Origin of the sequence: Rhizobium terrae (assembly GCF_003425685.1) — a bacterium.
GTDB classification, from domain to species: Bacteria; Pseudomonadota; Alphaproteobacteria; order Rhizobiales; family Rhizobiaceae; genus Neorhizobium; species Neorhizobium terrae.
Map to the genome: position 1 here is coordinate 343160 of NZ_QJKM01000002.1, position 26943 is coordinate 370102.

Genomic DNA, 26943 nt, shown 5'->3' on the forward strand with positions numbered 1-26943 from the left:
CCGATGTTCAGCCGGCAAGCTGCGGCAGAAGGCTTCGCACGGCGTGTCCGGCGCCGGCGACCAGCATCTCATGGCTGACGCTCTCGCGATTGTAGACGAGCCGGCTTCCATCGAGACCGACGAGTTGTCCCCCCGCCCGTTCGAGGATCAGGTCGGCGGCTGCGAGATCCCAGTCATGGGAATTGCGCCTGACGACCGTCCCGTCGATCCGGCCGTCGGCGATCATGGCGATCCGATAGGCGAGCGACGGCACATGCCGCACCCGGCGGACTTCCCCAAGCAAAGCAGGATCGAACTTCTTGACGAGGCTCTCGTCGGCCGCGATCACCAGCTCGCCATTGCTTCGGTCTCCGGTAACTCCGATGGGCTGGCCGTTCCTCAGCGCCGGACCTCCCGCCACCGCGCAGAACTCCTCTCGAAGAGCCGGCGCCACCAGAACGCCCGCCACCGGAGAGCCGTGATGCACCACTGCAACCGAGACGCACCAAGTCTTTTCACCGTTGATAAAGGCGCGCGTTCCATCGATGGGATCGATGACGAACAGGGTTTCGGCAGAAAGGCGTGCCGCATCGTCGTCCGTTTCCTCCGACAGCCAGCCGTAATTCGGCCGCGCCTTCAGAAGCAGGCTCTGCAGCCGGTCGTTGGCCGCGAAATCGGCAGCGCTGACGGGAGACCTGCCTTCGTTCTTCCACCAGACTTCCGGCGAGGCCCCGAAGAAGCCGTGGGCGATGTCGCCGGCCTGGCGCGCCGCATCCAGGATAAGGTCCAAGTCCTTTCGCCAATCCTCGTTTGGAATGTCCATCGGGATCAACGTCCCGCCAGCGTCATGCCCTCGATGGCGATCGTCGGCGAGGCGACCCCGAACTTGCGGTCGATGTCGTTGGCCGGCGTGATGCGCATGAACATGTCCTTGAGGTTGGAGGCGATCGTCACTTCCGAAACGGGGAAGGCGAGCTCGCCGTTCTCGATCCAGAAGCCGGTCGCACCACGGCTGTATTCGCCGGTGATCATGTTGACGCCTTGGCCGATCAATTCGGTGACGTAAAAACCGGTGCCGATCGACCGGATCAGGTCGTCCGGCGCTACGTCGCCGGGCTCCAGCGCCAGGTTGGTGGAGGCGGGCGAAACCGCGGTGCCGCCGCGCACGCCGCGGCCGTTGGTGGACAGGCCGAGCTCGCGCGCGGTCGAGGTGGACAGGAACCAGTGCTTCAGCACGCCGTCCTCGATCATCACCATCCGCTCGCCCTGAACACCTTCGCCATCGAAGGGGCGCGATGAGGAACCGCGCACGACGATCGGATCGTCGGTGATGTCGAGCCCCGCCTTCAGTACCTGCTGGCCCATCCTGTCGCGCAGGAAGCTCGTCTTGCGGGCGATGGCAGCACCGTTGATCGCCCCGGCAATATGGCCGACGAAGCCGCGGGCGATGCGTGGATCGAAAACGACGGTGACATTGCTGCCCGTATTCACCTGGCGGGGATTGACGCGCTTTGCCGCCCGCTCGCCCGCGCGGCGGCCGATGAGCTTCGGGTCGTCGAGATCGGCGGCATAGAGGCGGCTGTCGAAATCGTAGTCGCGCTCCATCTTGGTGCCCTCGCCGGCAATGACGCTGACGGAGCGGCCGAAACGGCTCGCCATGTAGCTGCCGGAAAAACCGTGCGAGGTCACCAGGACGAGGCCACCCATGCCGGCCGATGCACCGGCACCGGAGGAGTTGGAAATACCCTTAACGTCCAGCGCTGCCTGCTCCATTTCCAACGCCGCCGTACGCAGTTCGTCCGTCGGAACGTCGGTTGGATCGAAGAGGTCGAGATCGGGATAGGAGACGGCGAGATCCTTCTCGTCGGCGAGGCAGGCGAAGGGATCCTCCGGAGAGACTTTCGCCATGGCGACGGCACGCTCGGCCAGCGTCTTCATGTCGAAGCCCGGATTGGCCGAAACGCTTGCGACCTTCCTGCCGATGAAGACCCGGAGGGAGAAATCGTCGCTCTCGGAAGCCTCGGTGCCTTCCACCTTGCCGAGGCGGACGCTGACGGAACGGGAGCGGGAACGCACGACCACCGCATCCGCCTGATCCGCCCCCGCGGCCTTGGCTAGATCGATCAGTTCGCTGGCACGGGAAAGTAGGGCGGCGGAATCGATTTCAGTGGTCATGATTGCAAGCCTTTCATTATCGCTCCATTTATTGTGCACTGTCAGAAGCATCAAGGGCGGCTCTGTGATTCTTGGAGAATGCCGCCCATTCCATGACCCGAAAGTAATCTCGCATGACCACGCCCGGCTCGCTATTTTCCGAAATGCTTCTTCTGCTTGCGGGGGCGGTCGTCGCCGCCCCCCTGTTCAGGAAGCTCGGGCTCGGCACGGTGCTCGGCTATCTCGCCGCCGGCATCGTCATCGGGCCGGTCCTGCAGCGTATCGTCGATACGGAGGAGGTCCTGCATTTTGCGGAATTCGGCGTCGTCTTTCTGCTTTTCGTCATCGGTCTCGAACTGAAGCCATCGCGTCTCTGGCAGATGCGCGGCGACGTCTTCGGCCTCGGCCCGGCGCAGGTGGCGATCTCCGGCCTCGTGATCACCGCGCTCGCCTATCTTTCCAACGTGGCGGACTGGCGGGGCAGCCTGGTCGTGGGCTTCGGCCTGGCGCTCTCCTCGACGGCTTTCGCCCTGCAGATCCTCAACGACGACGGCGACATGAACAGCCATTACGGCCAGCGCTCCTTCTCCGTACTGCTCTTTCAAGATCTCGCGATCGTGCCGCTCCTGGCGCTGATCACCATTCTTTCGCCGGGTACGAAGGAAACGGCCGCCACACCGCTCGCCGATTTCGCCGTGGCGGTCGGCGCTGTCGGTGCCATGGTGCTGGCCGGCCGCTATCTATTGACCCCGATGTTCCAGATCATCGCCCGCACCGGCGCGCGCGAGGTGATGATCGCCGCCGCGTTGCTGGTGGTTCTCGGGTCGGCGGCGGCGATGCAGGCCGTCGGACTTTCGATGGCGATGGGCGCTTTTCTGTCGGGCGTGATGCTTGCCGAATCCTCCTATCGGCACGAACTCGAAGCCGATATCGAACCATTCCGCGGGCTTCTGCTGGCGCTGTTCTTCATGGCTGTCGGCCTATCGCTGGAAGTGGACGTCATTGTCGACAACCTCTTCTTCATCCTGCCGGCCGTACCGATCTTCATGGCGGTCAAGGCCCTGATCGTCTACGTGCTCTGCCGGTTCTGGGGCTCTCCCCACGATGATGCCGTCAGGATCGCCTTCCTCCTGCCGCAGGGCGGCGAATTCGGCTTCGTGCTCTTCACCACCGCGACCGCGGCCGGACTTTTCTCATCTGCCACCGCCTCGCTGCTGATCGCCGGCGTGACGCTTTCCATGGCGCTCACGCCCTTCGGCGCGGCACTTTCCAAGCGGTTCCTCAACGGCGAGACCCGTGAGCAACTGGAAGAGGATTTCGACGGCGCCGGCGCCGACGTGCTGATGATCGGCTTTTCGCGCTTCGGCCAGATCGCCGCGCAGATTCTGCTTGCCGGCGGCCGCGAGGTGACCGTGATCGATGATTCCGCAGACCGCATCCGGCAGGCCGCGAGCTTCGGTTTCCGCATCTATTTCGGCGATGGAACCCGCCGCGACGTGCTGATCGCGTCGGGTATCGAGCGCGCCAAGATCGTCGCCGTCACCACCCAGAAACGCGAAACGACCGATCGCATCGTCGACCTGATCCGCTCCGAATTCCCCGACGTGCGCCTCTTCGTGCGTTCCTACGATCGCATCCACTCGCTCTCGCTGCGCGACCGCAATGTCGAATACGAACTGCGCGAGACGCTGGAATCCGGTCTTCTGTTTGGCCGCCGCACGTTGGAAGGGCTTGGCATGAGCGAAAGTGCGGCCGAAGAGATCGGCAACGACATCCGCCACCGCGACGAGGAAAGGCTGCAGATCCAGGCCGTTCAAGGTCTCGGCGCCGGCCGCGAAATGCTCTTCAACAGCCCGGTGCGGCCGGAACCGCTGATCAAGCCGAAGCGACCCGTCGTCATCGAGGAGCAGGAGGCCGAGGCTCTCGGCAACGGCTGAGACGGGCCGCCGGTCAGGTTTCAGCGTCTTTTCCGGCCGACCATCGCGACGATCGTTTTGTAAAGCTCGTCCTTCGCCTATTCCTGAAGGCGCCAACCGTCTGGGATCGGCCGCGATCTTTCGGCAGGCCAACGAAATCCGACGCGGCATAGGGCGGTTTTGCCTCAGGCCTTGGCCACCTCATGCAGCGCATCGACGGCACGCTTCAACTCGTCCTTGACCCCCTCGGACTCCTCCAGGATGTCGCGGGCCTTCAGGAAGTCCAGCACGCGGAAGCGGTTGACCGAGGGCCGCAGGAAGATATGCGGAGGATTGAGCTTCAGCTTCAGCGAAATGCTCGCCTGCATGGTGAGCTGGCTTGCTCCGAACAGGCTGTCGATGCGGCTCGGCGCATGGGTTCCATCGCCTTCCGGTGCGCCGACCACGTCGACCCCGATCACCACGTCGGCGAGGTCCATCAGCTGCTCGTAGGGCACCGGATTGAAGACGCCGCCGTCGATCATGACCCGGCCGTTGACCCGGACCGGCATGAACAGGCCGGGGATGGCCGCGGACGCGGCGATTGCCGTCCTCAGCTCTCCCTGTTCGAGAATGACTTCGGCCTGGCCGTAATAATCGGTCGCGGAAATCTTCATCGGAATCTCGAGTTCGTCGAAATCCTCGGGCACCTGCGGCGGCAGGAAGGCATCGAGAATGAGTTCGAGATTGAAGTGGCCGAAGCGGAAGCCGCCGAGCTTGTCGCGCATGGTCGCGGGGCCGAGGCCCCACAGCTTGTTGATCAGCGTGCCCCGGTGGCCGACGGTTTCCAGGGCGTATTTTCGGATCTCCCGACCGCTCATACCCGATGCCATGCCGGCGCCGATAATCGCGCCGATCGAGGAGCCGGAGATCGCCACCGGCCGGATGCCGAGTTCGTCGAGCGCCTCGATGATCTGGATATGCGAAATACCCCTGGCGCCGCCACCACCGAAAGCGACCGCAAAGGTGAGGCCGCTGGCGCTTTTTGCGTTCTCAAGATCGGGAAAGGCAAGCTTCGTGTTCATGCTCTCGTCTCACGCCGGCTGATAGCGGAAGAAATCCATGCGGGTATCGCCGAAGATGCGGCTCTCAAGCGGCTTGAAGACCGGATCGACGGCCGGGTGTATGTCGGCCCGTTCCTCCAGAATGGCAAGGGCTCCGGGTGTCAGCCAGCCGCCCGCATGCGCCGCAAGCAGCGCCCCTTCGCCAAGCCCCTGGCCATATGGCGGATCGGCAAACAGGAAATGGAAGGGTTCGATATTGTTGGCCGGGCCGAGCTTGGTGGCATCGCGGCGAAGGATCCGCGTCCGGCCGTGCAGGCCGAGACTATCGATGTTTTCCCACAGCAGGCTGCGCCCTTCGACGCCGTTCTCGACGAAAAGCGCCTGCCTGCAGCCTCGTGAGACGGCTTCCAGCCCGACGGCACCGGTGCCGGCGAAGAGGTCAATCACGCGGGCGCCATCCAGCGCCTGCGGATAGACATGGCCGATGATGTTGAACAGGCTTTCGCGCGTCCGGTCGATGGTCGGCCGGATGTCGTTCGACTTGGGCGTGGCCAGGGTCCGGCCGCGGAATTCACCGCCGACGATCCGCACTGTCCGTCACCCTCTGGGGCTGCGCGGCTTGCCGGCCGGCCTTCCACCGCCCGCCGGACGACCGCCCGGTTTGCCGCCGCCGGCCGGTTTGCCGCGCCCGGCGGATGGCTTGCCGCCAAAACCGGCCTTTCCGCCGCCAGGCTTGCCGCTGCCCGGCTTGCCGCCAAAGGACTTGCCGCCAAAGGACTTGCCGCCCGGCTTTCCACCAGACGGCTTGCCTCCGCCGGAACGGTCCTCCCGGGCCGGCCGGTCGCCGAACGAGCGTTCGCCACGGGAACGTTCGGAACGTCCCTCGCCTGCCGAAGATGACCTTGCCGGACGTTCGCCATCCTCGCGCGGTTTGCGATCGCCGAATGGACGGTCCCCACGCGGCTTGTCACCGAAGCTGCGTTCGCCTCTAGGCCTGTCACCGGATGGACGGTCGCCGAAGGAACGATCACGGGCCGGGCGGTCGCCGAAGGAACGGTCGCCACGCGGCGGACGATCACCAAACGAGCGCTTGCCGCCGAAATCACCTCTGTCGGACTTGGCCGGCTCGTCGGCGCGGATCCAATCGCTGTCTTCCTCGGCGCGCTTGACCACGACGCGGCGGTCGTTTTCCGGCACCGGTTTTTTGAAAAGCTGCTCAGCCTGCGCCCTTGCCGAAGATTTCGTCGCCTTACCGTCGGCGGTCGGGCGGGCGCCCGGCGCCATCCAGACATTGGCGGTCCGGCTTGTGCCCATCGGCAAACGCTTCTTCGGCCGGTCCTCCTCATCCTGGCCGTGGCCTCCGAAGGGCTTCATACCACGCGGCTTGTCTGAGAATTTCCGGTCGTCGCGCCTGGTATCCAGCCTTCCCAGCGCCGCTTCGCGCCGGTCTCCGGCTTTTGCAAACTTTTCGGTTCTCGGCTTGTCGGATTTTTGCTGTTCAGGCTGGGGAGCCCAGTCCTGCCGCGACGTCCGCGGCGGTTTTTCGTCCTCGTCGCCAGCCGCGTCGTGATAGATCGGCGCGTCGAAATTGGCCTTCGCCTCTTCGATCAGGCGGGGTCCGAGCTGGTCGCGCAGCATGCGGCCGCGCACCTCGACCACCTCGCCTTCCGGCAGGTCGCCGAGCTGGAACGGGCCATAGGAGATGCGGATCAGGCGGTTGACCTCGAGGCCGAGCGCACCGAGCACGTTCTTGATCTCGCGGTTCTTGCCTTCGCGCAGCCCCATGGTGATCCAGGCATTGTGCCCCTGGGTGCGGTCGAGCGTCGCATCGATCGCACCATAGAGCACGCCGTCCACGGCAATGCCTTCTTTCAGCCTATCGAGCGCCGCCTGATCGACCTCGCCATGGGCGCGGACGCGGTAGCGGCGCAGCCAGCCGGTGGTCGGCAGTTCCAGAACGCGCGACAGGCCGCCGTCGTTGGTGAGCAGCAGCAGGCCTTCGGTATTGATATCGAGGCGGCCAATCGACAGCACGCGCGGCAGGCCTTCTGGCAGGTTTTCGAATACGGTCGGGCGGCCTTCCGGATCGGAATTCGTCGTCACCAGACCGGCCGGCTTGTGATAGAGCCAGAGCCTCGTGCGTTCGGGCCCGCGGACGGGCACGCCGTCCACTTCGATATTGTCGGCAAAGGTGACGTTGACGACCGGCGTATCGAGAACCTTGCCGTTGAGGCTGACGCGGCCTTCCATGATCATCCGCTCGATGTCGCGGCGCGAGGCGACGCCGACACGCGCCAGGATCTTGGAAATGCGCTCCGGCTTGCCGTCCGCTTCCATCGTCGCAGGCGCAGGCGGCAGCTTGCGGGCGGGCCTGGCTGCCTTTTCAGCACCAGCCTTGGCGGGGGAGCTCTTCGGGCCGAGTCCGGCCTTGGCGGAAAAACCCGCCTTGCCGGCGGCTCCGGCCTTCGGCGCCGACTTCGCGTCGGACCGGGGTTTGGTTTCGCGAACGAAGGTCCTGCCTTCGCCGCGCTTCGGCTTGTCTTTGGAATTCATTTGTTGTTTGCCTGAAGCGTGATGTCTAACGGAGCGATCCGGACATTCTTGTTCGTGTTGACCGAGATGGATTCATGCCCGCCCACGGGCAACCAGTTGGAATGCTTCCTATCAGTTCACGCGATCCGGGTTAAGAGGAAATCGCCGAAATGCCTAACGCCGACCGGTTCATGGATGCCGCCCTTGCCGAAGCCAGGGAGGCGGCGGCGCGCGGCGAGGTTCCCGTCGGCGCCGTGCTGGTGGTCGGCAACACGATCGTCTCCCGATCCGGAAACCGCACCCGCGCCGATAACGACGTCACCGCACATGCCGAAATCGCCGTCATCCGCCAGGCTTCCGCCCTGCTCGGGCAGGAGCGGCTTTCCGGCGCCGATCTCTACGTGACGCTCGAGCCCTGCACCATGTGCGCGGCGGCGATCTCGTTCGCGCGTATCCGCCGCCTCTATTACGGCGCGGAAGATCCGAAAGGCGGCGGGGTGGACAACGGCGTGCGGTTCTTCAGCCAGCCGACCTGTCATCACGCGCCTGAAGTTTATTCGGGCATCGGCGAAAGCGATGCCGCCGCCCTGCTCACCGGCTTCTTCAAATCCAAAAGAGAGAATTAGGCCGCCTTAGAAGAGCTTCCACCAGTCGCTGGACTTCTTTGCGTCGGCAGCTTCTTTCTTGCGGCGCTTTTCCTTCTGGGATTCAGGCTCGCCGAGATCGTTGAGCGCGGCGGCATCGGCCGCACGATAGGCAGCCGGCGGCTCGGAGAGCGAACGGCGACGGGCGCTGACATCGACGGTTTCGGCATCCTGCTTGGCCTTGCGGAAGGCTTCCCATCTTTCCGTTTCCGTCATCTGGCCGGCCTGGCCGTTGCCGGCGAGCAGCGGCGAACGGTAGGTCGGATCCTTTTCGCGGGCTGTCGCCTCTTCGCGCAGACGCTTGCGGGTTTCTTCCGGAGATTCGACCCAGTTCGGGTTGCTCTCGCGGTTTGCCAGCGACTGCTGCGGTTCCGGCAGGGAAGCAGCCTGGTTCTTTGCGACGACCAGCGAGGGCCGCGGATTATATTTCACGCTTCTGTTGGCTTCATCCCGCGCCGAACCGAGCGTCACGGCAGCCCCCAGATCGTCGGTCAGCTGCTCCATCGCCGTCTTGTCGGTTCCGTAGGTAGGCCCGCCGATGCAGCCCGAAAGGGTCGCTGTCGAGACAAGGATACCGGCCAGGCCCATGCCGACACGAAACGCAGATGTCGCTTTCATCAAAACCCTTCCAGCGGCGCCGTCCCGACGCCTCAGACACAATCACACCCCTGCTGGCGGAAAAATCCGGCCAATTTCAGGCAGTTTTACCGGATGATCGGCCAAAGCGCAATCATCCGACAATTTTCGGATCAGCCAAGCCGGCCGAGAGCGGCGAGCTCGCGAAGCGCTGCCGCATCACGGGCCGAGACGTCCGGATAGGCCGGATCGGAGCCCACATCGCTCGTCACCCGCCACGACCGGGCGCACTTCGTGCCTTCGGCAAGCTTCGGATCCACCGCGACGCCCGGCACGTCCGCCAGGCGGAAGGCGCCATCCGGCCCTTCGCTACTGACGATGGCGATACCCGAGGTGATGCAGGTCTCTTCGAAGTCCTGGCCTTCCAGAGCTTTCAGCAGTTCGGCATCCGCTACATACACGACAGGCGCCGCCTCCAGCGATGAACCGATACGCTTGTCCTTGCGCTCGATTTCGAGCGCGCCGGTAACCACCGACCGGACCTTGCGGATCTTCACCCATTTTTCGGCAAGCGCCTCGTTCTTCCATTCGGCCGGAACCGCCGGGAACTGTTCGAGATGCACCGAAACAGCCGCCGGATTGCGCGACAGCCAGGCCTCTTCGGTGGTGAACGGCAGCATCGGCGCAAGCCAGGTGACCGTGCAATCGAAGATCCTGCGGATGACGGCGAGAGCCGCGCGGCGGCGCAGCGACGACGGCGCATCGCAATAAAGCGCATCCTTGCGGATATCGAAATAGAAGGCCGACAGTTCGATATTGCAGAAATCGATCAGTGCGCGGGCGATCTTCTTGAATTCGAACGCGTCGTAGCTCTCGCGGACGAGCTTGTCGAGCTCGGCCAAGCGATGCAGCATCAGCTTTTCGAGTTCCGGAAGCTCGGCATAAACGATCTCCTCGCCGTCGTCATGGGCGAGCGTGCCGAGCATCCAGCGGATCGTGTTCCTGAGCTTGCGATACGCATCGACGTTGGTCTGGATGATCGTCTTGCCGAGGCGCTGGTCCTCCCAATAGTCCGTCGTCATGACCCAGAGACGGAGGATATCGGCGCCGGCATCCTTCATGACGTCCTGCGGCGCCACGACATTGCCGAGCGACTTCGACATCTTCTGGCCCTTCTCGTCCATGGTGAAGCCATGGGTGACGACCGTGTCATAAGGCGCGCGGCCGCGGGTGGCGGCGGATTCGAGCAGCGAGGAATGGAACCAGCCGCGATGCTGGTCGGAGCCTTCCAGATAGACATCGGCCGGCCATTTCAGGTCCGGGCGATCCTCCAGCGTGAAGGTGTGGGTGCTCCCCGAATCGAACCAGACGTCGAGGATGTCCATGACCTGCGTCCACCTGGAGCCGTCATGCTCGTTGCCGAGGAACCGCTCCTTGGCGCCTTCGGCGAACCAGGCGTCGGCGCCTTCGGCATCGAAGGCATCAAGGATGCGCTGGTTGACGGCCGGATCCTTCAGGACGTCACCTTCTTCATCGACGAAGACGCAGATCGGCACGCCCCAGGCGCGCTGGCGGGACAGGACCCAATCCGGGCGCTGCTCGATCATGGCGCGCAGGCGGTTCTGGCCGGCTGCGGGCACGAAACGGGTGTCGTCGATCGCCTTCAGGGCGCGGGTGCGCAGCGTCGTACCGTCCGCAAGGTCCTTGTCCATGTAGACGAACCATTGCGGCGTATTGCGGAAGATGATCGGCTTCTTCGACCGCCAGCTATGCGGATACTGGTGCTTCAGGCGTCCGCGGGCGAAGAGCATGTTGCGCTCGATCAGCGCCTTGATGACGCGATCGTTGGCATCGCCCTTCTTGCCCGAGTCGTCCATGACGCGGGCACCCTCGAAACCGGGGGCATCGGCAGTGTAGGTGCCACTGTCATCGACCGGGAACGGGATTTTTGTGTCGATGCCGCGGGCTTCGAGTTCCTTGACGCTGGACATCCAGGCCTCGAAGTCTTCGCGGCCGTGGGAGGGAGCGGTGTGGACGAAGCCGGTGCCGGCGTCGTCGGTGACATGGTCGCCGGCGAGGAGCGGGACGGGAAAGTCGTAGCCGCCGCCGAAGCCCCTGAGGGGATGAGCGGCGATGATAGCGCCAAGTTCTTCAGCCGAGACGTCTCGTAAGCGATTGAAGGTAAGCTTTGCCTTGGTAGCCGACTCTTCTGCTAACGCGTCGGCAAAAATCAACCTCTCGCCTGGACGCGGGCCAAAATCGTTTTCAGCGGCTGTGACAGCATAAAGACCATAGGCGACCTTTGGGGAGAACGCGATCGCACGGTTTCCGGGAATAGTCCAAGGGGTAGTCGTCCAGATCACAACATAGGCGCCGGCCAGCTCTGCGAACGACGTCGGAACTGCTACCGGCTGATTTTTCTCCTTGTCATGCCACATCTTCGTTGGGTCATGAGGCTGGATCGGAAACTTCACCCAGATCGTGTCGCTCTCATAATCATGATACTCGACCTCCGCTTCCGCCAGCGCAGTCCGCTCGACGACTGACCACATGATCGGCTTGGAGCCGCGGTAGAGTTGGCCGCTCATGGCGATCTTCAGGAGCTCTCCGGCAATACGGCTTTCCGCATGGAAATTCATCGTCAGATACGGATTGTCGAAATCGCCGACGATGCCGAGGCGCTTGAATTCTTCGGCCTGGATCTTGATCCACTTTTCCGCATAGGCGCGGCATTCCTTGCGGAACTCGATCATTGCCGCAGGCTGTTTCAGGTCGGGCTTCTGCTTGCCCTTGGAGCGGTAGTTCTCCTCTTCGATCTTCCACTCGATCGGCAGACCGTGGCAGTCCCAGCCCGGAACGTAGTTCGAGTCGTAACCGCGCATCTGGAACGAGCGGGTGATGACGTCCTTCAGGATCTTGTTCAGCGCGTGGCCGATATGGATGTTGCCGTTGGCATAGGGAGGGCCGTCGTGCAGGACGAATTTTTCGCGGCCGGCGGCGGAGGCACGCAGTTGTCTGTAAAGGTCCATCTGCTGCCAGCGCGCAACCAGTTCCGGCTCCTTCTGCGGCAGGCCGGCGCGCATCGGGAAATCGGTTTCGGGCAGATAGAGGGTCTTCGAATAGTCGAGCTTTTCGCCCATTTCAGTCACTGTGTCGGTCATGGATAGAGCAATCGTTTCTGGCGCCGTGGAAATCAGGCGCGTGTCGATGAAAATTCGGTGGCGGAGACGCTTCAACAAGCGCCAAAAACCCGGACCCTCCGGCCGCTCTTACAGCGCGCGGAAGGCCGGGCCGATAATTCGAATGATCTGGACCAGCCGGAATTTTTTCATGGTGGCGGTTATTACGGTTTTTTGAGGAGGAAAGGAAGGGGCAAAACCAAGATGATGCATCTCGACTTTCAGTCTGATTGAAAGTATATCTGACTATCTGACCAGTCGGAGATTTTTCATGCTCGGCAAGCCAACATCTCGGCACAATAGTTGGAAACTGGAGGATGCCAAGGCGCGCTTCAGCGAAGTGGTGCGCCGCGCCCGCAGCGAAGGCCCACAGCGGGTGACGGTTCGCGGCCGTGACAGCGTGGTGGTCATCAGCACGGAAGAGCTTGAAAAGCTGACGAAACCCATTCCAAAAAAAACCTTCGTCGAATTCATGGAAGGCCTCGGGCTCGATGCATTGGAGCTTGAAAGGGAACAGGACCGGGGCCGGGATATCGAGCTGTGATCGGCTGGCTGCTCGATACCAACGTCATTTCCGCACTGATCAATCCTAAGGGCGCGCCGTCCGTCAAACGATGGGTCGCTGAGCAAGATGAGGGGCGCTTTTACATCAGCATTCTCACGCTGGCGGAGTATGACAAAGGGATCGAGAATCTGCCGCCGGACGACAAAAACCGCTATCGTTATGCAGCAGCCCGCGATGCGCTGGAAGACCGGTTTTCGGGCCGTATCCTGTCCGTCAGTAATCCGATCGTTCGCGGATGGGGCGCAATGTCGGGGAGGATGAAGCTATCAACAGGCCATGCGCCACCGGTCATCGATACGCTCCTGGCGGCAACGGCCGTCGAGCATGATCTTTATCTGGTTACGCGCAACATCAAAGATACTCGCGCATTCGGCGCAGCGGTCTTCGATCCATGGAATGACGACCCGGAGCGGTTTCCTCTCAGCCGCCGCTAACGTCAAAACGCGATCTTCGCGTCCAGTTCTCCAAGCGGCCGCACGCCCGAAAGCAGCCCCCTCGCCTCTTCCTCGTCGCGCCTAATCTGCGCTACCAGTGCGTCCAACCCGTCGAACTTCAGCTCGTCACGCAGGTGGCCGAAAAAGGAGACCGAGGAGGTTTCGCCATAAAGGTTGCCGGAAAAATCGAAGACGTAGGTTTCGAGCAGCGGAGCGCCATTTTCCGTCACCGTCGGGCGGCGGCCGTAGCTCGCTACCCCATCAAAAAGTGTGCCGTCGGGGCGGCGGAAGCGGACGGCGTAGATGCCCGCCTTCAGTTCGGCTTCGGGGGGCAGCTGCATGTTGGCGGTCGGGAAGCCGAGCTGACGGCCGAGCTTTTCGCCGCCGATCACCTCCGCCTCGACCGTGTAACGATAACCGAGCAGGCCGGCGGCGCCCGCAACGTCGCCTTCTGCCAACAGGTCTCGAATGCGGCTCGATGAGATCACCTCGGCATTCTCGTCACGGAAGGCGTCCATCAACGAGACGTCGAAACCGTGCCTTGCGCCGGACGCCATGAGGAAGGCCGGCCCGCCTTCCCTGCCCTTGCCGAAATGGAAATCGAAACCGGTGACGACAGCGCTGGCGCCGAGCCAGTCGACCAGGATCGTCTGGATGAACTCTTCCGCCGAACGTGTCGCGAATTCCCGCGTGAACGGGTATTCGATCACCGAACGGAAGCCCATCGCCTCCAGAAGCCGGGCCTTCAGGGGTGCCGGCGTCAGACGGAAGACCGGTGCATCCGGCTTGAAGACGGTGCGCGGATGCGGTTCGAAGGTCAGCACCAGGGCCGGCACGCCACGCTCTTCGGCGAGCATCAGCGCCCGCTCCAGCACGCTGCGGTGGCCGCGATGCACGCCGTCGAAATTACCGATGGCGATCACGCCGCCCTTCAGCGCCTCGGGCAGCGGCTCCTTCTTTTCGTTCCGGTGAAAAACCGTCATTCCGTCCAATTCCAACTAGGCCCGAAATTCAGGCGAGGCGCGGCATCCAGTATTTCGGCGCAGCATTTTCCCGCTTCAGCCAGGCGTTGAGGATCGCCTCGTCGGTCTGGCCGTTGACGGTATATTCCGCCACATGGATGCCCCCGCTGATATAGAGCAGGTCGAGCCCGTATGCGAGTGCGCCGCGCACGTCGGTCGGCATGCCGTCGCCGACCGCAAGAACCCGGCTCATCGGAAAATCGCCGCGCACTTCGCGGGCCGCTTCCAGCGTCGCCTCATAGATCGGCCGGTGCGGCTTGCCGGCGACACGGGTCTTGCCGCCGAGCTCCTCGTAATAGGCGGCGACCGCGCCGGCGCAGGGGATGATCTTGTGGCCGCGTTCGACCACGAGGTCGGGGTTGGCGCAGATCAGCGGCACGCCGCGCCCGGCGAATGCGGTCAGCATGTCGGTATAATCTTCCGGCACCTCTTTCTCGTCGTCGAAGAAACCGGTGCAGACAATGCAATCCGCGGCATCGGCGGAAACCACGTTGACGCCGAGACCGTCGAACAGGTTGAGATCGCGCTCGGGGCCGATCAAGAAGACGTTCTTCGGACCATCGACGATCAGATGCCGGGTCACATCACCGGATGTGACGATCCGGTCATAGGTTGCGTCTGCAACGCCGAGCGCACGCATCTGCTGGATGACGCCGGGGGCCGGACGCGGCGAATTGGTAATCAGCACGACCGTCGCGCCGGCTTCCCGGGCGGCCGCAAGCGCCATGCACGAGCGCTGAAAGGCCTCGACGCCATTGTGCACAACGCCCCAGACATCCGACAGGACAACGTCGTAATTGCCGATCACTTCGCTCAAGTTCTGGATACGCTTCGCCATGCCTGTCCGCCTGATTTCAAACTGGCGCTGATGTCGCAAAGCCTGCACGTTATGGCAAGGAGATTTGCGGGGACCGCAGGGAGATTTCACAGTCCCGTCACAGGCGGCGGGACGACCAATGGCCGCGGCTAGCGGGATTTGTGATCACGGGAAACGCATATGCGGAAAAGAGGCTTCCCGAGAGCCGCGCCTTTCTTCCATCAAACTTCGGTGCATCATGCCGGTCAGTCGTCAGGCCTTCAAAGCTCGCGGCCCCGATCCGCCCGACCATCGTGCCAATTCGTTATGCCGGGCGTCGTCCGGTCATCCGTGTGTCGTTAAGCATATTGTACAGGGTTCGACGGGCGGTCCTTTAAAATTTTGCGGTCGTTCTTGACTCCACCGCTGGCCACCCTTATTTCGACGCTCGTTAGCACTCTCGGGAGATGAGTGCTAACACACCCGATACGGGTCCGCAGATCCGTCAATGTCATTTGATCGAGGGATAAGACAATGGCAAGCACCAATTTCCGCCCCCTGCACGATCGCGTCGTTGTTCGCCGCGTCGAGTCTGAAGAAAAGACCAAGGGCGGTATCATCATTCCGGACACCGCCAAGGAAAAGCCGCAAGAAGGCGAAGTCGTCGCCGTCGGCTCCGGCGCTCGTGACGACAAGGGCAACATCACCGCTCTCGACGTCAAGGCCGGCGACCGCGTTCTGTTCGGCAAGTGGTCCGGCACTGAAGTCAAGCTCAACGGCGAAGACCTTCTGATCATGAAGGAATCCGACATCATGGGCATCATCGGCTGATCCTCGGCCGGTTGCTTTCACTGAAACATCGCTGACACCCCTTTTCAGGAGTTCTCAAAATGGCAGCTAAGGAAATCAAGTTCGGCCGCACCGCGCGCGAAAAGATGCTGCGCGGCGTCGACATTCTCGCTGACGCAGTCAAGGTCACGCTCGGCCCGAAGGGTCGTAACGTCATCATCGACAAGTCCTTCGGCGCTCCGCGCATCACCAAGGACGGCGTATCGGTCGCCAAGGAAATCGAACTGGACGACAAGTTCGAAAACATGGGCGCCCAGATGGTCCGCGAAGTCGCTTCGAAGACCAACGACATCGCCGGCGACGGCACCACGACCGCGACCGTTCTCGCCCAGGCCATCGTTCGCGAAGGCGGCAAGGCCGTTGCAGCCGGCATGAACCCGATGGACCTGAAGCGCGGCATCGACCTCGCCGTCGCAGACGTCGTCAAGGATCTCCAGGCCAAGGCCAAGAAGATCAACACCTCGGAAGAAGTCGCCCAGGTCGGCACGATCTCGGCAAACGGCGAAAAGCAGATCGGTCTCGATATTGCCGAAGCCATGCAGAAGGTCGGCAACGAAGGCGTCATCACGGTTGAAGAAGCCAAGACCGCCGAAACCGAACTCGAAGTCGTCGAAGGCATGCAGTTCGACCGCGGCTATCTCTCGCCCTACTTCGTCACCAACCCGGAAAAGATGGTCGCCGACCTCGACGACGCTTTCATTCTCCTCCACGAGAAGAAGCTCTCGAACCTGCAGGCGATGCTCCCGGTTCTCGAAGCCGTCGTTCAGACCGGCAAGCCGCTCCTGATCATCGCTGAAGACGTCGAAGGCGAAGCGCTTGCGACCCTCGTCGTCAACAAGCTGCGCGGCGGCCTCAAGATCGCTGCCGTCAAGGCTCCGGGCTTCGGTGACCGCCGCAAGGCCATGCTCGAAGACATCGCCATCCTGACGGGCGGCACTGTCATCTCCGAAGACCTCGGCATCAAGCTCGAAAATGTCACCCTCGACATGCTCGGCCGCTCCAAGAAGGTTTCGATCTCCAAGGAAAACACCACGATCGTCGATGGTGCCGGCGCCAAGTCTGACATCGAAGGCCGCGTCAATCAGATCAAGGCCCAGATCGAGGAAACCACCTCCGACTACGACCGCGAGAAGCTGCAGGAACGTCTTGCCAAGCTCGCTGGCGGCGTTGCCGTGATCCGCGTCGGCGGCTCGACGGAAGTCGAAGTCAAGGAAAAGAAGGACCGCATCGACGACGCCCTGAACGCGACCCGCGCGGCCGTTCAGGAAGGCATCGTACCGGGCGGCGGCGTTGCACTGCTCCGTTCCTCCGTCAAGATCACCGCAAAGGGTGCCAACGACGACCAGGAAGCCGGCATCAACATCGTCCGCAAGGCGCTTCAGTCGCTGGTTCGCCAGATCGCTGAAAACGCAGGCGACGAAGCTTCGATCGTGGTCGGCAAGATCCTCGACAAGAACGAAGACAACTACGGCTACAATGCCCAGACGTCCGAGTATGGCGACATGATCGCCATGGGCATCGTCGACCCGGTCAAGGTTGTCCGTACGGCCCTGCAGAACGCAGCTTCGGTTGCTTCGCTGCTGATCACCACCGAGGCCATGATCGCCGAGCTTCCGAAGAAGGAAGCTGCAGCCGGCGGCATGCCGGGCGGCATGGGCGGAATGGGCGGCATGGACATGATGTAAGACCTTCGGGTCCGACTCTGAGCCAACCGGTTCATTTGGGAAAGGGCGATCCTCGGATCGCCCTTTTTTTGTTTGTCTTCGATTTGCGGATCCTGGTAGCGAGTTTCAGCGCCTGCGGAGCAGATAGTCGCCGGCATTGAACGGATCGACGCCGGAACGTCGGCGCGAACGCGGCGGATCGGCCATCCGGGCATAGTGATCGAAGGAATATTCCATCGTCCCCATGCCGCTTGTCAGTCCCGGCAATTGCTGCAGGATGGCCTGGGTCATTGCGGACGCTATCGTGCCTTCCAGCCGGGCCGCGCCATCGATGATCACCGAATCCCTGGTCATCGCTCCGGATTTCGCAAGCAGGGCATGCAGACCGCTCAAGGCGGCGGCTGGCGCTTCGATGTGAAAGCGGTCAATCGGCTCGCAGACGACGGTTTGCGCCGCCGACAAAGCGGCTGCCAGCACCAGCGGCGTCAGCTGCCGGAAATCGGCGGCTGTGCTCGCCGGGGAACTGTGCCGGGCCGCGGTCATCGCCACGTGGCAATCGATGACCTGCCAGCCGAAGATGCCCTGTTTCAGCGTTTCGGAGACGGTGTCCTCGACTGCCCGGTAAAAACTCGCGGGCATCTGGCCGACATCCACTTCCAGGGCAAAACTGTTGCCGGCGCCTTCCGGCCGCGGCTCGACGCGCAGCCCGACCGTCGCAAGGAAGGGATTAGGCTCCTTGAAGATGATCTCAAGGCCGACGCCAATTCCGACGAGCCTTTCCACGCAGATGACCGTGCTCTCCTCGAACACCGCTTCGATGCCGAAATCCGTCAGCAGGGTGGACTGGATCACCTCCTTCTGCACCTCGCCATAGAGCGATACGAAAACTTCGTCAGCGTCATCGTTGCGACGAAGGTTGATCAGCGGATCCTGTTCGGCCAGCTGGTTGAGCGCCAGCCAGAGTGCTGCATTGTCGGAAGGGCGCCTCGCCACAACACGTGTCTCAAGGGTGGGCGGCGCAAAATGGGACCGGCCGCCCGACGGCAGGTCGTCCCCCACGACATCCCCGATCCGGGCGCCCGCAAGCCCGCCTACCCGCGCAATCTGTCCGGCGCGGAAGCTGGTGACGGGATGAACCCCGCCGGCCTCGAAGACCTGGATGCCAGTTACCCTTGCCGGCCCGTTCGGCAGATCCAGGTACTGCCGGAGCCGGATCGTGCCGGATGCCAGATACATGTATGACAGCTTTTCGCCGCCCCACCCGCGCTCGATCTTGAATATCCGACCGGCGATCGGGCCGTCCGGGTCGAGATGCCGGCCGGGCAGCAGCGTCGCTATGGCCGAGGTCAGCGGCGGCAGGCCCACTCCGGTCATCGCGGCTCCCGCGAATGCGGGATGCGCCAGGCCCTTGGAAACTTGATCGGCCAATGAGCGTCCGAGCCTTTCGGCGGTCAGACGGTCCGGGGCCGTGAGATAGTCACCGAGCAGCGCGTCGTCGTTTTCCGCCAGCAGTTCGCACAGCGCCGTGAAGGACGGTTCGGCGAGAGGGTCGAGCGCCTCCACCCCGACATGCTTGCTGCCGGGGCCGATGACGGCTGACATGGCGATCGGCCGGACCGGCAGCTGGCGGGCAATGTCCTCCAGCACAAGATGATATTGCGCGCCCAGGCGATCGACCTTGTTGATGAAGAACACGAAAGGCACCGCGAGGCGCTGCAGCGCCCGCACCAATATGCGTGTCTGCGCCTGTACGCCCTCGACCGCGGAAACGACGACGACCGCTGCATCCAGCAACCCCAGCACCCGCTCCACCTCAGCGATGAAATCGGGATGGCCCGGCGTATCGACGAGGTTGACGGCCGTGTCGCCGATCGTGAAGGACACGACAGCCGCCCGGACGGTGATTCCGCGCTGGCGCTCGATCTCGAGGCTGTCCGTCTGCGTATCGCCGGTATCGACGCTGCCCAGCCTGTCGATCACACCGGCGTTAAAAAGGAGCCTTTCCGTAAGGCTAGTCTTGCCCGCATCCACATGGGCGAGGATGCCCAGATTCAAAGTGCGCATGAACCCTCAACTTCTCAGAATTTCGAACGTGATTTTCGTGAGAAGGGACTCGGCGCATTGGGACCTCTATGAGATGATGACCATGGCTGGTGCCAAACCTCCCACTTCCCAGGGAGGCGTATGTCGAGCTGTACGGAAACATCCGAGCAGATGTCAAGCGGACACACGGTCAGCCCGAGCCGAACGCGAGGCGAAAGGCGCGCAGAGCCCGGAAGCGAAATGTGCAAACCCGCGGCTGACAACGGCATGTTCGGCAACTACAGTCCCCTCCCATGAGTTTCTTCGAGAGCCTGCTTCTCCTTTTGCTTGTCGCGGTCGTGCTGCTGCAGATCTCGCGCCGCCTTTCCCTGCCCTATCCCTCCATGCTGGCCATGGCCGGCGCGGCGGCGGCGCTGGTGCCCGGCATGCCCTACATCTCGCTGGAGCCGCAAACGGCGCTGGCCCTGTTCATTGCCCCTGCCCTGCTCGACGCCGCCTTCGATTTTCCGGTCGGGATCGCGCGGCGGTTCTGGCTGCCGCTTCTCGTCTTCGCCATCGGCGGGGTGATCGTCACGGCCGCGGCGGTTGCTTGGATCGGCTGGGCCTTCGCCGGCCTGCCGATTGCCGCCGCCCTCGTGCTCGGTGCGATCGTCGCTCCACCGGATGCCGCCGCCGCAACCGCCGTGCTTTCCTCCATGGCAATCCCGCGCACGACCGACACCGTGCTGCGCGGCGAAAGCCTGTTCAACGACGCGGCAGCGCTCCTGATCTTCGATGCCGCGCTCGCGGTCGAGTCCGCCGGACACATGGACCATGAGGTGGCGCTGCATGTGGCGCTGGCGGTTCCGGGCGGCATCCTGCTCGGCGTCCTCGCCGCCCAGGCGATGCGCTATTTCACCCGCTTCGTCAGCGGCACGCTCGGCGGCAATCTCCTGCAATTCGTCCAGACCTTCCTGCTCTGGATCGTTGCCGTGCGGCTCGGCCTCTCGGCCGTGCTGACCATCGTCGCCTTCGCCATGACGCTCGCGAGAAGCAACAATTCCTTCTCGTCGGCACGCATGCGGGTACAGTCCTATGCGGTCTGGACTGCCGTCGTCTTCGTGCTGAACGTCATGGCGTTCCTGCTGATGGGGATGCAGGCACGCGACATCGTCGGCAACATGAATGCCGAACGTCTCGGAGACGCTGCGGCCTTCGCGCTCGTCGTCGTAGCGATCTGCATCGCCGTCCGCTTCGTGGTCTGCGTCGGATACAACCGCATCCATGCCTGGTATGCGGTCAGCCACGGCCGCCCGGAACCCGCCAGCATGACACAGGCATTGCTGGCCGGCTGGTGCGGGATGCGCGGGCTCGTGACCCTCGCGACTGCCTTTGCCCTGCCAGCCGACTTCCCCCAGCGGGACGTCGTGGTTCTGACAGCATTTGCGGTCGTGCTCGCCACGCTCGTCCTGCAGGGCCTTACCCTCGGCTCGGTCATCCGCTGGCTCGGTCTCGACCGCCGGGCCGACGGCCCGCGCGAACTTGCGGAGGTCCGCGGCCGGATCGCAGCCGCCGGACTTGCGCGGCTCGAAGATGCGAAGGAAACGGAAGCCGAGCTCCTGCGCTCCAAATTCCGTATCGAGCAGGAGGCTTTGCTGCATGTCGAGAGCGCCGGTTCGCTCGACACCTACCGGCGACTGGCGCTTTCGGCGATCGCCGCGCAAAGGCAGGAACTGGAAGAACTGCGCGCCACGCATCGGGTCAACGTGGACGAATACAATCTGCTGCTCGAGGAAATCGACTGGCGCGAGCTTTCTGTCCTGCCCGAGGACGCACGCCGGATCGAAGAGATCTGAGGCTGCCCTCTCCCGGAGATTTTTCGCGCCCGATGTCGGAGCTGCGTCTCCTGCTCCGTCCTTGAGGCACGCGGACGGAAGGGAACGGATCTTGTCCTGAGGTTCGCAATCAGGCCAAACCGACGGTTCAAAGAAGGGGATCGATATGGAAAAGAAGATGAAATGGGCAGGTTATGTGCTCACCGGGCTTTTTGCGCTCTTTATACTGGGGGCGTCGGTGACCCCCAAGCTGCTCGGCATGCCCATTGCGGAAGAGACGATGCAGGCGCTCGGCTGGCCACCCGGCTACGTGCTGATGATCGGCATCATCGAACTGACCTTCCTCGTCCTCTACCTCTACAATCGCACCAGCGTGCTCGGCGCCATTCTCTTCACCGGCCTGCTTGGCGGCGCGATGGCGACGCAGATCCGAGCCGGCAGCCCGCTCTTCAGCCACGTCCTCTTCGGCATCTATCTTGGCCTCTTCATGTGGGGCGGGTTATGGCTGCGGGATGTGCGCCTCAGGGCGCTCTTTCCGCTTAGGGCCAAAGGCTGACGGAAACGCCATCCGCCCGGCGCGCTGCGGGCGGATGGCCGATGGCGCACCCTCAATAAAAATCGCGGTGATTGTTGCTCTTGCGGTAGATGTTGCGCGATGCACGGTCCTGCATGCGCTCGATCCTCTGCCGCTCGCGGTAGGACACATAGCCATCGCGGGCGGCGCGCGATTGCGCCCGGTCGATACGATGCTGCTGGCGGGCCAGATTGCGCAATTCGCGCGGCGTCAGCTCGCCACGAACCATACCGCGGTAGATGCGGTATTCCTGCCGGTTTTCCCGCGCCTCGCTGCGATAGGTTTGTGCGAAGCTCGGAACTGCGGAGGCTACGACAAGGGCGAGCGCGGTGATGATGATCTTCTTCATGAGATGCCATCTCCTTTCGAGGCGATTTGCTTCGAGAACGGCCCAATATTGAAGGGCGGTGATGAACTGCGGCTGAAGGCGGCGTTCAGAAAAGACGGCACGACAGGATCGTTCTCTTTTCTCGAACAAAGCGTCAATCATCGTTCATCTTCCGAACACGAGAAAAACGAGGCACATAAGGTTCCAGAGAATTCACCGCGTGTCGTACCCAAAGACACCGATCCGGAGACCTGAAATGTCCACCACCGCTACCAATTCGCTTCTTCTCGTCGGCCGCATCCTGCTGTCCGGCATGTTCATCCTGGCCGGCTTCCAGAAGTTCGGCGATCCGGCCTCCACCGCCGGTATGATCACTGGCGCCGGCATTCCGGCCGCGACCCTCCTCACCTATCTCGCCGGCCTCTTCGAAGTCGTTGCTGGCCTCGCCGTCCTTATCGGTTTCCAGACCCGCATCGCCGCACTTCTGCTCGCTGCCTTCTCGGTCTTCACCGCGCTCGTTTTCCACTCCGGCGCGATCGTTATCCCGGGCTTCCCGGATGCCGCAAACGGCCTGCTGACAGTCTTCAATCAGCTCAACATGATGAAGAACCTGACGATTGCCGGCGGTTTCCTGGCTCTTGCCGCCGCAGGCGCCGGCGCATATTCCATCGACGCCCGCCGCGGTTCTGTCGCAATCGCTGCCTAAGCTTTCAAAATTCCCTGCCCAAGACTACCCGCCGGACCAGATCCGGCGGGTTCTTTTTTTTCTTAATCCCTGTCCTTCGCCGGCAGTTCGCCGATCTCGGAAAGCCAGGCGGGCGACGAGCGGCACCAGACCTGGCGCTGCGGCCTTATATCCAGCCGCTGATCGATGCTGCCCCAGCGGATGCCCCAGATTTTCGATGCTTCGCCGCTTTCGCCATTTACGAAGAGCTGCGAGCCGCAATTCGGGCAGAAATACTGCTGACGGACACGGCCGCTCTCGGCCACGCGCTTGTATATCCTCGGCTCGCCGATGATCTTCAGATCATCGTCGGAAACGACGGCGGTGACACGGAACGGCGATCCGGTCAGCTTCTGGCAATCGGTGCAATGACAGATAGCGACACGCTGCGGATCAAGCTCGGCCTGATAGGTAATCTGGCCGCAATGGCATCCGCCGGTAATATGCATAGGTCATCTCCTCCTCGAATGAACTTACAACGCGGCGCGGACAGCCTCCACGATCCGGGCAATCCGCTGGTCCTGATCGTGACCGGGTTTGCGGGCCCTGACCAGGCAGGCCTCGGATTTCAGGATCACGCCGTCCGACAGGACCTTCAGGTGGTTGGCACGCAGCGTGGACCCCGTGGAGGTGATGTCGACGATGATATCCGCCTGGCCGGCGGCGGGTGCGCCTTCCGTAGCGCCGAGGCTTTCGACGATGCGGTAGAGCTGGATGCCGTGGAGGCTCGAAAAGAACTGCTGGGTCAGCCGCCAGTATTTGGTGGCGATCGCCAGACGGCGCCCATGACGGGCGCGGAAATCCGCCGCCACGTCGCCGAGATCGGCCATGGTGTCCACATCCAGCCAGATTTCCGGCACCGCGACGACCACATCCGCATGACCGAAGCCGAGGCGGGCGCAGAATTCGACCCTCCGGTCGACGCCGGCCATGCCTTCGCGCACCAGATCCTCGCCGGTGACGCCGAAGTCGACGGTGCCGTTCGCAAGTTCGCGGGCGATCTCGGAGGCCGAGAGATAGGCGATCTCGACGCCTTCGATGCCGGCAATGCGGCCGCGATAGGACCGGTCGTTGCCGACGGCGGAAATGGCAAGCCCGGCACGCTCGAATATCTCGGCGGTCTCTTCCTTGATACGGCCCTTCGAAGGGAGAGCGATGGTGACGGCACTCATTGTTTCGCCCTCGCGGCTTCAATCCTGTCGAGCCAGAGGGAGAAGCCGACCGCAGGGATATGTTCCTTCGCGCCGAGCAAGGTCAACAGCCGGTCGAAACGGCCGCCGCCGGCCAGTACCGCGGCCGAGCCCGCCTCGGTCACTTCGAAAACCAAGCCGGTGTAATAATCGAGCGGACGGCCGAAGGCGGCGCGATAGGTCATCGCGGACAGATCGGCGCCGGCATTGGCGAGTGCCGCGAGCCGAGCATCAAAGAGTGCGATCGCCGGGCCGAGCTTCAGTTCGGCGGCATCGGCAAAACCGGCAAGCGCCGCCGGCGCGTCGGCGAGCGGCAGCTGCAGCGTCAGGAATTCGCGCAGCAGCAGCAGAGCCGTCCCGTCGAGACGGGTTTCAGCGAGCTCCAGTTTTTCCTTGAGCCGCCTTGCGATCTCGGCCGGCGAGCGGCTGGCGTTGGTGGAATATCCGGTTTCCTGCATGGTGCGGTCGATACGCGCCGCCAGTTCGGCCTCCTGACCCGAAGCGATCATTCCGGTGATCTGCGGATCGAGGCCCGCGACCGGCTGCGGCCGGGCAAGGCGGTCGAGAAGCGCTTCGAGATGCGCCATGTCGCCGAAGGCATGGATCAGCCGACGCTGCCAGCCGAAGGGCAGGCCGAGCGCCTTGACCACCGCTTCGAACACGGCCTGGTCGCCGAGCGTCAGCACAAGCCGGCGGCCGGGCAGCAGGGCCTTCAGGATGCCGGTGGCATCGCCGATGGCGCGGGCGTCGGCGCTTGCGATGTCCTTGTCGCCGAGATCCTCGATGCCGGCCTGATAGAATTCATGCGCGCCCTCGCGGCGCTGGCGGAAGACTTCTCCGAGATAAGAATAACGCTTCGGCGTGCCGGTCGCCGTTTCGATATGGCGAAGACAGACGGGAATGGTGAATTCGGGGCGCAGGCAGAGGCTGGCGCCGGTCTCGTTTTCGGTGAGGAAAATCCGGCGGCGGAGGTCTTCGCCTGCCATGTCGAGAAAAGGTTCGGCCGGCTGGATGACGGGGGTATTGACCCGCTCCGTGCGGCGGGAGGCGAATTCGTTGAGAAGGTCGGCGGAGAAGTCGGGCATGTCGATCAGGGGCATGGAATTTCTCCTCCCGATCTGCCCCAATACCCCCCTCTGTCCTGTCGGACATCTCCCCCACAAGGGAGGAGATCACAAGCCGCACGACCGCCGCCTCTCACGAGCAGTTGCGGAGATTGAGACGCTAGATAGAGGATAACGAACTTTCGCCCGACCGATCTCCCCCCTTGTGGGGGAGATGTCCGGCAGGACAGAGGGGGGTAGAGCTTACGCATCCGTCGCCCTTCTGCGATCCTCCGCCTGGGCGGCAAGGATCTCCTTCACCTTAGCGACAAGGTCGGCCTCGGCGACGGTCTCCTGTGCGACACGCGCCTCGCGCCACTCGGCATTGTCGGTGATCTCGCCGGAAAGCCGCTTGCCCTCGATCAGGTCCTTGATCTGCACGGCCCCTTGGGCGCGCTCGTCTCCGCCCTGGATGATGGCGACGGGTGAGCCGCGGCGGTCGGCATATTTCAGCTGGTTGCCGAATTTCTTCCAGTTGCCCTGATACATCTCGGCCCGGATGCCCGCATTGCGCAGGTCCTGGGTGAAACGCTGGTAGCGGCCCATGCTTTCCACATCGCCGTCCATGACGGTGACGAGAACCGGGCCGATCACCTCGTCCTGGCCAAGCTTGCCGAGGTTCTTCAGCGCCGTCATCAGGCGCGAGACGCCGATCGAAAAACCTGTCGCCGGAACCGGCTGGCCCATGAAGCGCGACACGAGGCCATCATAACGCCCGCCGCCGCCGACCGAGCCGAAAACGACCTTTTCGCCTTTTTCGTTGGTGACGTCGAAAGTGAGTTCGGCTTCGAAGACCGGGCCGGTGTAATATTCGAGGCCTCGGACAACGGAAGGGTCGATGCGTATGCGATCACTTTCATATCCTGCGGCCACGGCAAGCTTACGGATGGTCGACAATTCTTCCAAACCCTGGCGAAATGTCGAATTGATCGCGAATTTCAGGTTAAGGGCATCCTGGATCTGAATATTCTGCATATCACCCAGAATATCGAAAAGCTCGCTGTCGAAATCAAAACCGGCCAGAAGCTTGAGGATTTCCTCGATTTCCAACGGTCCCAAACCGGCCCCTTTGGTAAAGTCGCCTGATTCATCCTTGCGGCCTTCGCCAAGCAGGAGCTTCACGCCTTCCGGGCCGAACTTGTCTAGCTTGTCCATCGCGCGCAGCACGGTCAGCCGACGACCGGCGTTATCCTCACCGCCGAGCCCGATCGCTTCCAGGACGCCGTCCAGAACCTTGCGATTGTTGACACGGATCACATAGTCCTTGCGATCGATGCCGAGGGCCTCCATCGCGTCGGCCATCATCATGCACATTTCGGCATCCGCCTGCACGCCCGCCGCGCCGACGGTGTCGGCGTCGAACTGCATGAACTGGCGGAAGCGGCCGGGACCCGGCTTCTCGTTGCGGAAGACGTAGCCGGCGCGATAGGTGCGGTAGGGAAGCTGGATCTCGTTGAAATTCTCCGCGACATGACGGGCGAGCGGCGCGGTCAGGTCATAACGCAGGCTCATCCACTGGTCGTCGTCATCCGTGAGCGAGAACACGCCCTCATTGGGGCGGTCGCTATCCGGCAGAAACTTGCCGAGGGCGTCGGTATATTCGAACATCGGCGTCTCGACTGGATCGAAACCGTAGCGCTCATAGACCTCGCGGATATTTTCGATCATCTCGTTGGTGGCATGGATATCGGCAGCCGAACGATCGGCAAAGCCGCGCGGCAGGCGGGCTTTGAGTTTCTGGGGCTTCTTGCTCTTGTCGTTCATGATCGAATTTCCATTGCCAACGGCCGGAACAGGCCGGTTTTGTGTGCGGT

At 62.9% G+C, this 26943-nt stretch carries 25 protein-coding genes; 10 read left to right on the forward strand and 15 right to left on the reverse strand.

Annotated elements, in window-relative coordinates; translation table 11 throughout:
- Window positions 1-7 precede the first annotated feature (7 nt).
- A complete protein-coding gene (locus tag DMO26_RS04590) occupies window positions 8-802 on the reverse strand; it encodes a 3'(2'),5'-bisphosphate nucleotidase CysQ (protein ID WP_117190833.1) in 795 nt (264 codons plus the stop codon).
- 5 nt (window positions 803-807) lie between these two features.
- Window positions 808-2154: a TldD/PmbA family protein gene (locus DMO26_RS04595; RefSeq protein ID WP_117190834.1), complete on the reverse strand. Its 1347-nt coding sequence runs from the start codon at window positions 2152-2154 to the stop codon at window positions 808-810.
- A 113-nt stretch (window positions 2155-2267) separates the two neighbouring features.
- Between DMO26_RS04595 and DMO26_RS04600 the strand changes: the two genes are divergently transcribed.
- The gene (locus tag DMO26_RS04600) at window positions 2268-4070 is read left to right on the forward strand and encodes a monovalent cation:proton antiporter-2 (CPA2) family protein (protein WP_117190835.1); all 1803 of its coding nucleotides are present in this window, start codon (window positions 2268-2270) and stop codon (window positions 4068-4070) included.
- Window positions 4071-4234: 164 nt separating this feature from the next.
- Here the strand turns inward: DMO26_RS04600 and DMO26_RS04605 are convergent, their stop codons facing one another.
- The 3 genes from DMO26_RS04605 to DMO26_RS04615 are packed head-to-tail and all read right to left on the reverse strand — an operon-like array spanning window position 4235 to window position 7645.
- Window positions 4235-5113, reverse strand: coding sequence for a patatin-like phospholipase family protein (locus DMO26_RS04605; RefSeq protein WP_117190836.1), 879 nt, complete (start codon window positions 5111-5113; stop codon window positions 4235-4237).
- A 9-nt stretch (window positions 5114-5122) separates the two neighbouring features.
- Window positions 5123-5683, reverse strand: a complete 561-nt coding sequence (rsmD, locus tag DMO26_RS04610; protein ID WP_117190837.1) for a 16S rRNA (guanine(966)-N(2))-methyltransferase RsmD — start codon at window positions 5681-5683, stop codon at window positions 5123-5125.
- 6 nt (window positions 5684-5689) lie between these two features.
- Window positions 5690-7645 carry a pseudouridine synthase gene (locus DMO26_RS04615; RefSeq protein WP_162894709.1) on the reverse strand — a complete coding sequence of 652 codons (1956 nt, stop codon included), beginning with the start codon at window positions 7643-7645 and terminating at the stop codon, window positions 5690-5692.
- A 149-nt stretch (window positions 7646-7794) separates the two neighbouring features.
- On the opposite strand from DMO26_RS04615, the gene DMO26_RS04620 reads away from it, so the two are divergent.
- A complete protein-coding gene (locus DMO26_RS04620; RefSeq protein ID WP_117190838.1) occupies window positions 7795-8250 on the forward strand; it encodes a nucleoside deaminase in 456 nt (151 codons plus the stop codon).
- A 6-nt stretch (window positions 8251-8256) separates the two neighbouring features.
- Here the strand turns inward: DMO26_RS04620 and DMO26_RS04625 are convergent, their stop codons facing one another.
- Window positions 8257-8886 carry a hypothetical protein gene (locus tag DMO26_RS04625; RefSeq protein WP_117190839.1) on the reverse strand — a complete coding sequence of 210 codons (630 nt, stop codon included), beginning with the start codon at window positions 8884-8886 and terminating at the stop codon, window positions 8257-8259.
- Between the two features lie 131 nt (window positions 8887-9017).
- Window positions 9018-11993 (reverse strand): isoleucine--tRNA ligase, encoded by a 2976-nt coding sequence (ileS, locus tag DMO26_RS04630; protein ID WP_117191043.1) that lies wholly within the window; start codon window positions 11991-11993, stop codon window positions 9018-9020.
- Between the two features lie 301 nt (window positions 11994-12294).
- On the opposite strand from ileS, the gene DMO26_RS04635 reads away from it, so the two are divergent.
- On the forward strand, window positions 12295-12567 hold the full coding sequence (locus DMO26_RS04635) for a type II toxin-antitoxin system Phd/YefM family antitoxin (RefSeq protein WP_117190840.1): 273 nt from the start codon (window positions 12295-12297) through the stop codon (window positions 12565-12567).
- On the forward strand, window positions 12564-13022 hold the full coding sequence (locus tag DMO26_RS04640) for a type II toxin-antitoxin system VapC family toxin (protein WP_117190841.1): 459 nt from the start codon (window positions 12564-12566) through the stop codon (window positions 13020-13022). The genes DMO26_RS04635 and DMO26_RS04640 overlap by 4 nt, the downstream gene beginning before the upstream one ends.
- A 2-nt stretch (window positions 13023-13024) precedes the next feature.
- Here DMO26_RS04640 and DMO26_RS04645 read toward each other — a convergent pair whose 3' ends face one another.
- Both DMO26_RS04645 and DMO26_RS04650 read right to left on the reverse strand, forming a co-directional pair.
- Entirely contained in the window at window positions 13025-14005 is a 981-nt protein-coding gene (locus DMO26_RS04645) for a bifunctional riboflavin kinase/FAD synthetase (RefSeq protein ID WP_117190842.1), read from the reverse strand.
- Between the two features lie 28 nt (window positions 14006-14033).
- The gene (locus tag DMO26_RS04650; protein ID WP_117190843.1) at window positions 14034-14882 is read right to left on the reverse strand and encodes a TIGR01459 family HAD-type hydrolase; all 849 of its coding nucleotides are present in this window, start codon (window positions 14880-14882) and stop codon (window positions 14034-14036) included.
- A 492-nt stretch (window positions 14883-15374) separates the two neighbouring features.
- Between DMO26_RS04650 and groES the strand changes: the two genes are divergently transcribed.
- Entirely contained in the window at window positions 15375-15671 is a 297-nt protein-coding gene (gene groES / locus DMO26_RS04655) for a co-chaperone GroES (protein WP_117190844.1), read from the forward strand.
- A 59-nt stretch (window positions 15672-15730) separates the two neighbouring features.
- Window positions 15731-17374 (forward strand): chaperonin GroEL, encoded by a 1644-nt coding sequence (gene groL / locus DMO26_RS04660; RefSeq protein ID WP_117190845.1) that lies wholly within the window; start codon window positions 15731-15733, stop codon window positions 17372-17374.
- A 105-nt stretch (window positions 17375-17479) separates the two neighbouring features.
- Here the strand turns inward: groL and DMO26_RS04665 are convergent, their stop codons facing one another.
- Window positions 17480-19417, reverse strand: a complete 1938-nt coding sequence (locus DMO26_RS04665) for an elongation factor G (protein WP_117190846.1) — start codon at window positions 19415-19417, stop codon at window positions 17480-17482.
- A 272-nt stretch (window positions 19418-19689) separates the two neighbouring features.
- On the opposite strand from DMO26_RS04665, the gene DMO26_RS04670 reads away from it, so the two are divergent.
- Together DMO26_RS04670 and DMO26_RS04675 are read left to right on the forward strand one after the other, a co-directional pair.
- Window positions 19690-21231, forward strand: coding sequence for a cation:proton antiporter (locus tag DMO26_RS04670; protein ID WP_117190847.1), 1542 nt, complete (start codon window positions 19690-19692; stop codon window positions 21229-21231).
- 145 nt (window positions 21232-21376) lie between these two features.
- On the forward strand, window positions 21377-21766 hold the full coding sequence (locus tag DMO26_RS04675) for a DoxX family protein (protein ID WP_205421174.1): 390 nt from the start codon (window positions 21377-21379) through the stop codon (window positions 21764-21766).
- Between the two features lie 52 nt (window positions 21767-21818).
- Here DMO26_RS04675 and DMO26_RS04680 read toward each other — a convergent pair whose 3' ends face one another.
- Window positions 21819-22133, reverse strand: coding sequence for a hypothetical protein (locus tag DMO26_RS04680; RefSeq protein ID WP_162894710.1), 315 nt, complete (start codon window positions 22131-22133; stop codon window positions 21819-21821).
- A 3-nt stretch (window positions 22134-22136) separates the two neighbouring features.
- Between DMO26_RS04680 and DMO26_RS33535 the strand changes: the two genes are divergently transcribed.
- Window positions 22137-22367 (forward strand): hypothetical protein, encoded by a 231-nt coding sequence (locus DMO26_RS33535; protein ID WP_162894711.1) that lies wholly within the window; start codon window positions 22137-22139, stop codon window positions 22365-22367.
- Between the two features lies 1 nt (window position 22368).
- Window positions 22369-22818, forward strand: coding sequence for a DoxX family protein (locus DMO26_RS04685; protein ID WP_117190850.1), 450 nt, complete (start codon window positions 22369-22371; stop codon window positions 22816-22818).
- Between the two features lie 62 nt (window positions 22819-22880).
- On the opposite strand, the gene DMO26_RS04690 is transcribed toward DMO26_RS04685, so the two are convergent.
- From DMO26_RS04690 to hisS, 4 genes are all read right to left on the reverse strand, one after another.
- Window positions 22881-23285, reverse strand: a complete 405-nt coding sequence (locus DMO26_RS04690) for a GFA family protein (protein WP_117190851.1) — start codon at window positions 23283-23285, stop codon at window positions 22881-22883.
- A 24-nt stretch (window positions 23286-23309) separates the two neighbouring features.
- Window positions 23310-24008 (reverse strand): ATP phosphoribosyltransferase, encoded by a 699-nt coding sequence (gene hisG, locus DMO26_RS04695; RefSeq protein WP_117190852.1) that lies wholly within the window; start codon window positions 24006-24008, stop codon window positions 23310-23312.
- Entirely contained in the window at window positions 24005-25126 is a 1122-nt protein-coding gene (locus tag DMO26_RS04700) for an ATP phosphoribosyltransferase regulatory subunit (protein ID WP_117190853.1), read from the reverse strand. Before DMO26_RS04700 ends, hisG begins: the two co-directional genes overlap by 4 nt.
- Window positions 25127-25333: 207 nt before the next feature.
- The gene (gene hisS, locus DMO26_RS04710) at window positions 25334-26893 is read right to left on the reverse strand and encodes a histidine--tRNA ligase (RefSeq protein ID WP_117190854.1); all 1560 of its coding nucleotides are present in this window, start codon (window positions 26891-26893) and stop codon (window positions 25334-25336) included.
- Between the last annotated feature and the right edge of the window lie 50 nt (window positions 26894-26943).

What these genes read in the sequence shown, in the direction of transcription:
- DMO26_RS04590 (WP_117190833.1), bottom strand. Translation starts at nt 802, where the DNA reads ATGGACATTCCAAACGAGGATTGGCGAAAGGACTTGGACCTTATCCTG.
- DMO26_RS04595 (WP_117190834.1), bottom strand. Translation starts at nt 2,154, where the DNA reads ATGACCACTGAAATCGATTCCGCCGCCCTACTTTCCCGTGCCAGCGAA.
- DMO26_RS04600 (WP_117190835.1), top strand. Translation starts at nt 2,268, where the DNA reads ATGACCACGCCCGGCTCGCTATTTTCCGAAATGCTTCTTCTGCTTGCG.
- DMO26_RS04605 (WP_117190836.1), bottom strand. Translation starts at nt 5,113, where the DNA reads ATGAACACGAAGCTTGCCTTTCCCGATCTTGAGAACGCAAAAAGCGCC.
- DMO26_RS04615 (WP_162894709.1), bottom strand. Translation starts at nt 7,645, where the DNA reads ATGAATTCCAAAGACAAGCCGAAGCGCGGCGAAGGCAGGACCTTCGTT.
- DMO26_RS04620 (WP_117190838.1), top strand. Translation starts at nt 7,795, where the DNA reads ATGCCTAACGCCGACCGGTTCATGGATGCCGCCCTTGCCGAAGCCAGG.
- DMO26_RS04625 (WP_117190839.1), bottom strand. Translation starts at nt 8,886, where the DNA reads ATGAAAGCGACATCTGCGTTTCGTGTCGGCATGGGCCTGGCCGGTATC.
- DMO26_RS04635 (WP_117190840.1), top strand. Translation starts at nt 12,295, where the DNA reads ATGCTCGGCAAGCCAACATCTCGGCACAATAGTTGGAAACTGGAGGAT.
- DMO26_RS04645 (WP_117190842.1), bottom strand. Translation starts at nt 14,005, where the DNA reads ATGACGGTTTTTCACCGGAACGAAAAGAAGGAGCCGCTGCCCGAGGCG.
- DMO26_RS04650 (WP_117190843.1), bottom strand. Translation starts at nt 14,882, where the DNA reads ATGGCGAAGCGTATCCAGAACTTGAGCGAAGTGATCGGCAATTACGAC.
- groES (WP_117190844.1), top strand. Translation starts at nt 15,375, where the DNA reads ATGGCAAGCACCAATTTCCGCCCCCTGCACGATCGCGTCGTTGTTCGC.
- groL (WP_117190845.1), top strand. Translation starts at nt 15,731, where the DNA reads ATGGCAGCTAAGGAAATCAAGTTCGGCCGCACCGCGCGCGAAAAGATG.
- DMO26_RS04665 (WP_117190846.1), bottom strand. Translation starts at nt 19,417, where the DNA reads ATGCGCACTTTGAATCTGGGCATCCTCGCCCATGTGGATGCGGGCAAG.
- DMO26_RS04670 (WP_117190847.1), top strand. Translation starts at nt 19,690, where the DNA reads ATGAGTTTCTTCGAGAGCCTGCTTCTCCTTTTGCTTGTCGCGGTCGTG.
- DMO26_RS04675 (WP_205421174.1), top strand. Translation starts at nt 21,377, where the DNA reads ATGGAAAAGAAGATGAAATGGGCAGGTTATGTGCTCACCGGGCTTTTT.
- DMO26_RS04680 (WP_162894710.1), bottom strand. Translation starts at nt 22,133, where the DNA reads ATGAAGAAGATCATCATCACCGCGCTCGCCCTTGTCGTAGCCTCCGCA.
- DMO26_RS33535 (WP_162894711.1), top strand. Translation starts at nt 22,137, where the DNA reads ATGCCATCTCCTTTCGAGGCGATTTGCTTCGAGAACGGCCCAATATTG.
- DMO26_RS04685 (WP_117190850.1), top strand. Translation starts at nt 22,369, where the DNA reads ATGTCCACCACCGCTACCAATTCGCTTCTTCTCGTCGGCCGCATCCTG.
- DMO26_RS04690 (WP_117190851.1), bottom strand. Translation starts at nt 23,285, where the DNA reads ATGCATATTACCGGCGGATGCCATTGCGGCCAGATTACCTATCAGGCC.
- hisG (WP_117190852.1), bottom strand. Translation starts at nt 24,008, where the DNA reads ATGAGTGCCGTCACCATCGCTCTCCCTTCGAAGGGCCGTATCAAGGAA.
- DMO26_RS04700 (WP_117190853.1), bottom strand. Translation starts at nt 25,126, where the DNA reads ATGCCCCTGATCGACATGCCCGACTTCTCCGCCGACCTTCTCAACGAA.
- hisS (WP_117190854.1), bottom strand. Translation starts at nt 26,893, where the DNA reads ATGAACGACAAGAGCAAGAAGCCCCAGAAACTCAAAGCCCGCCTGCCG.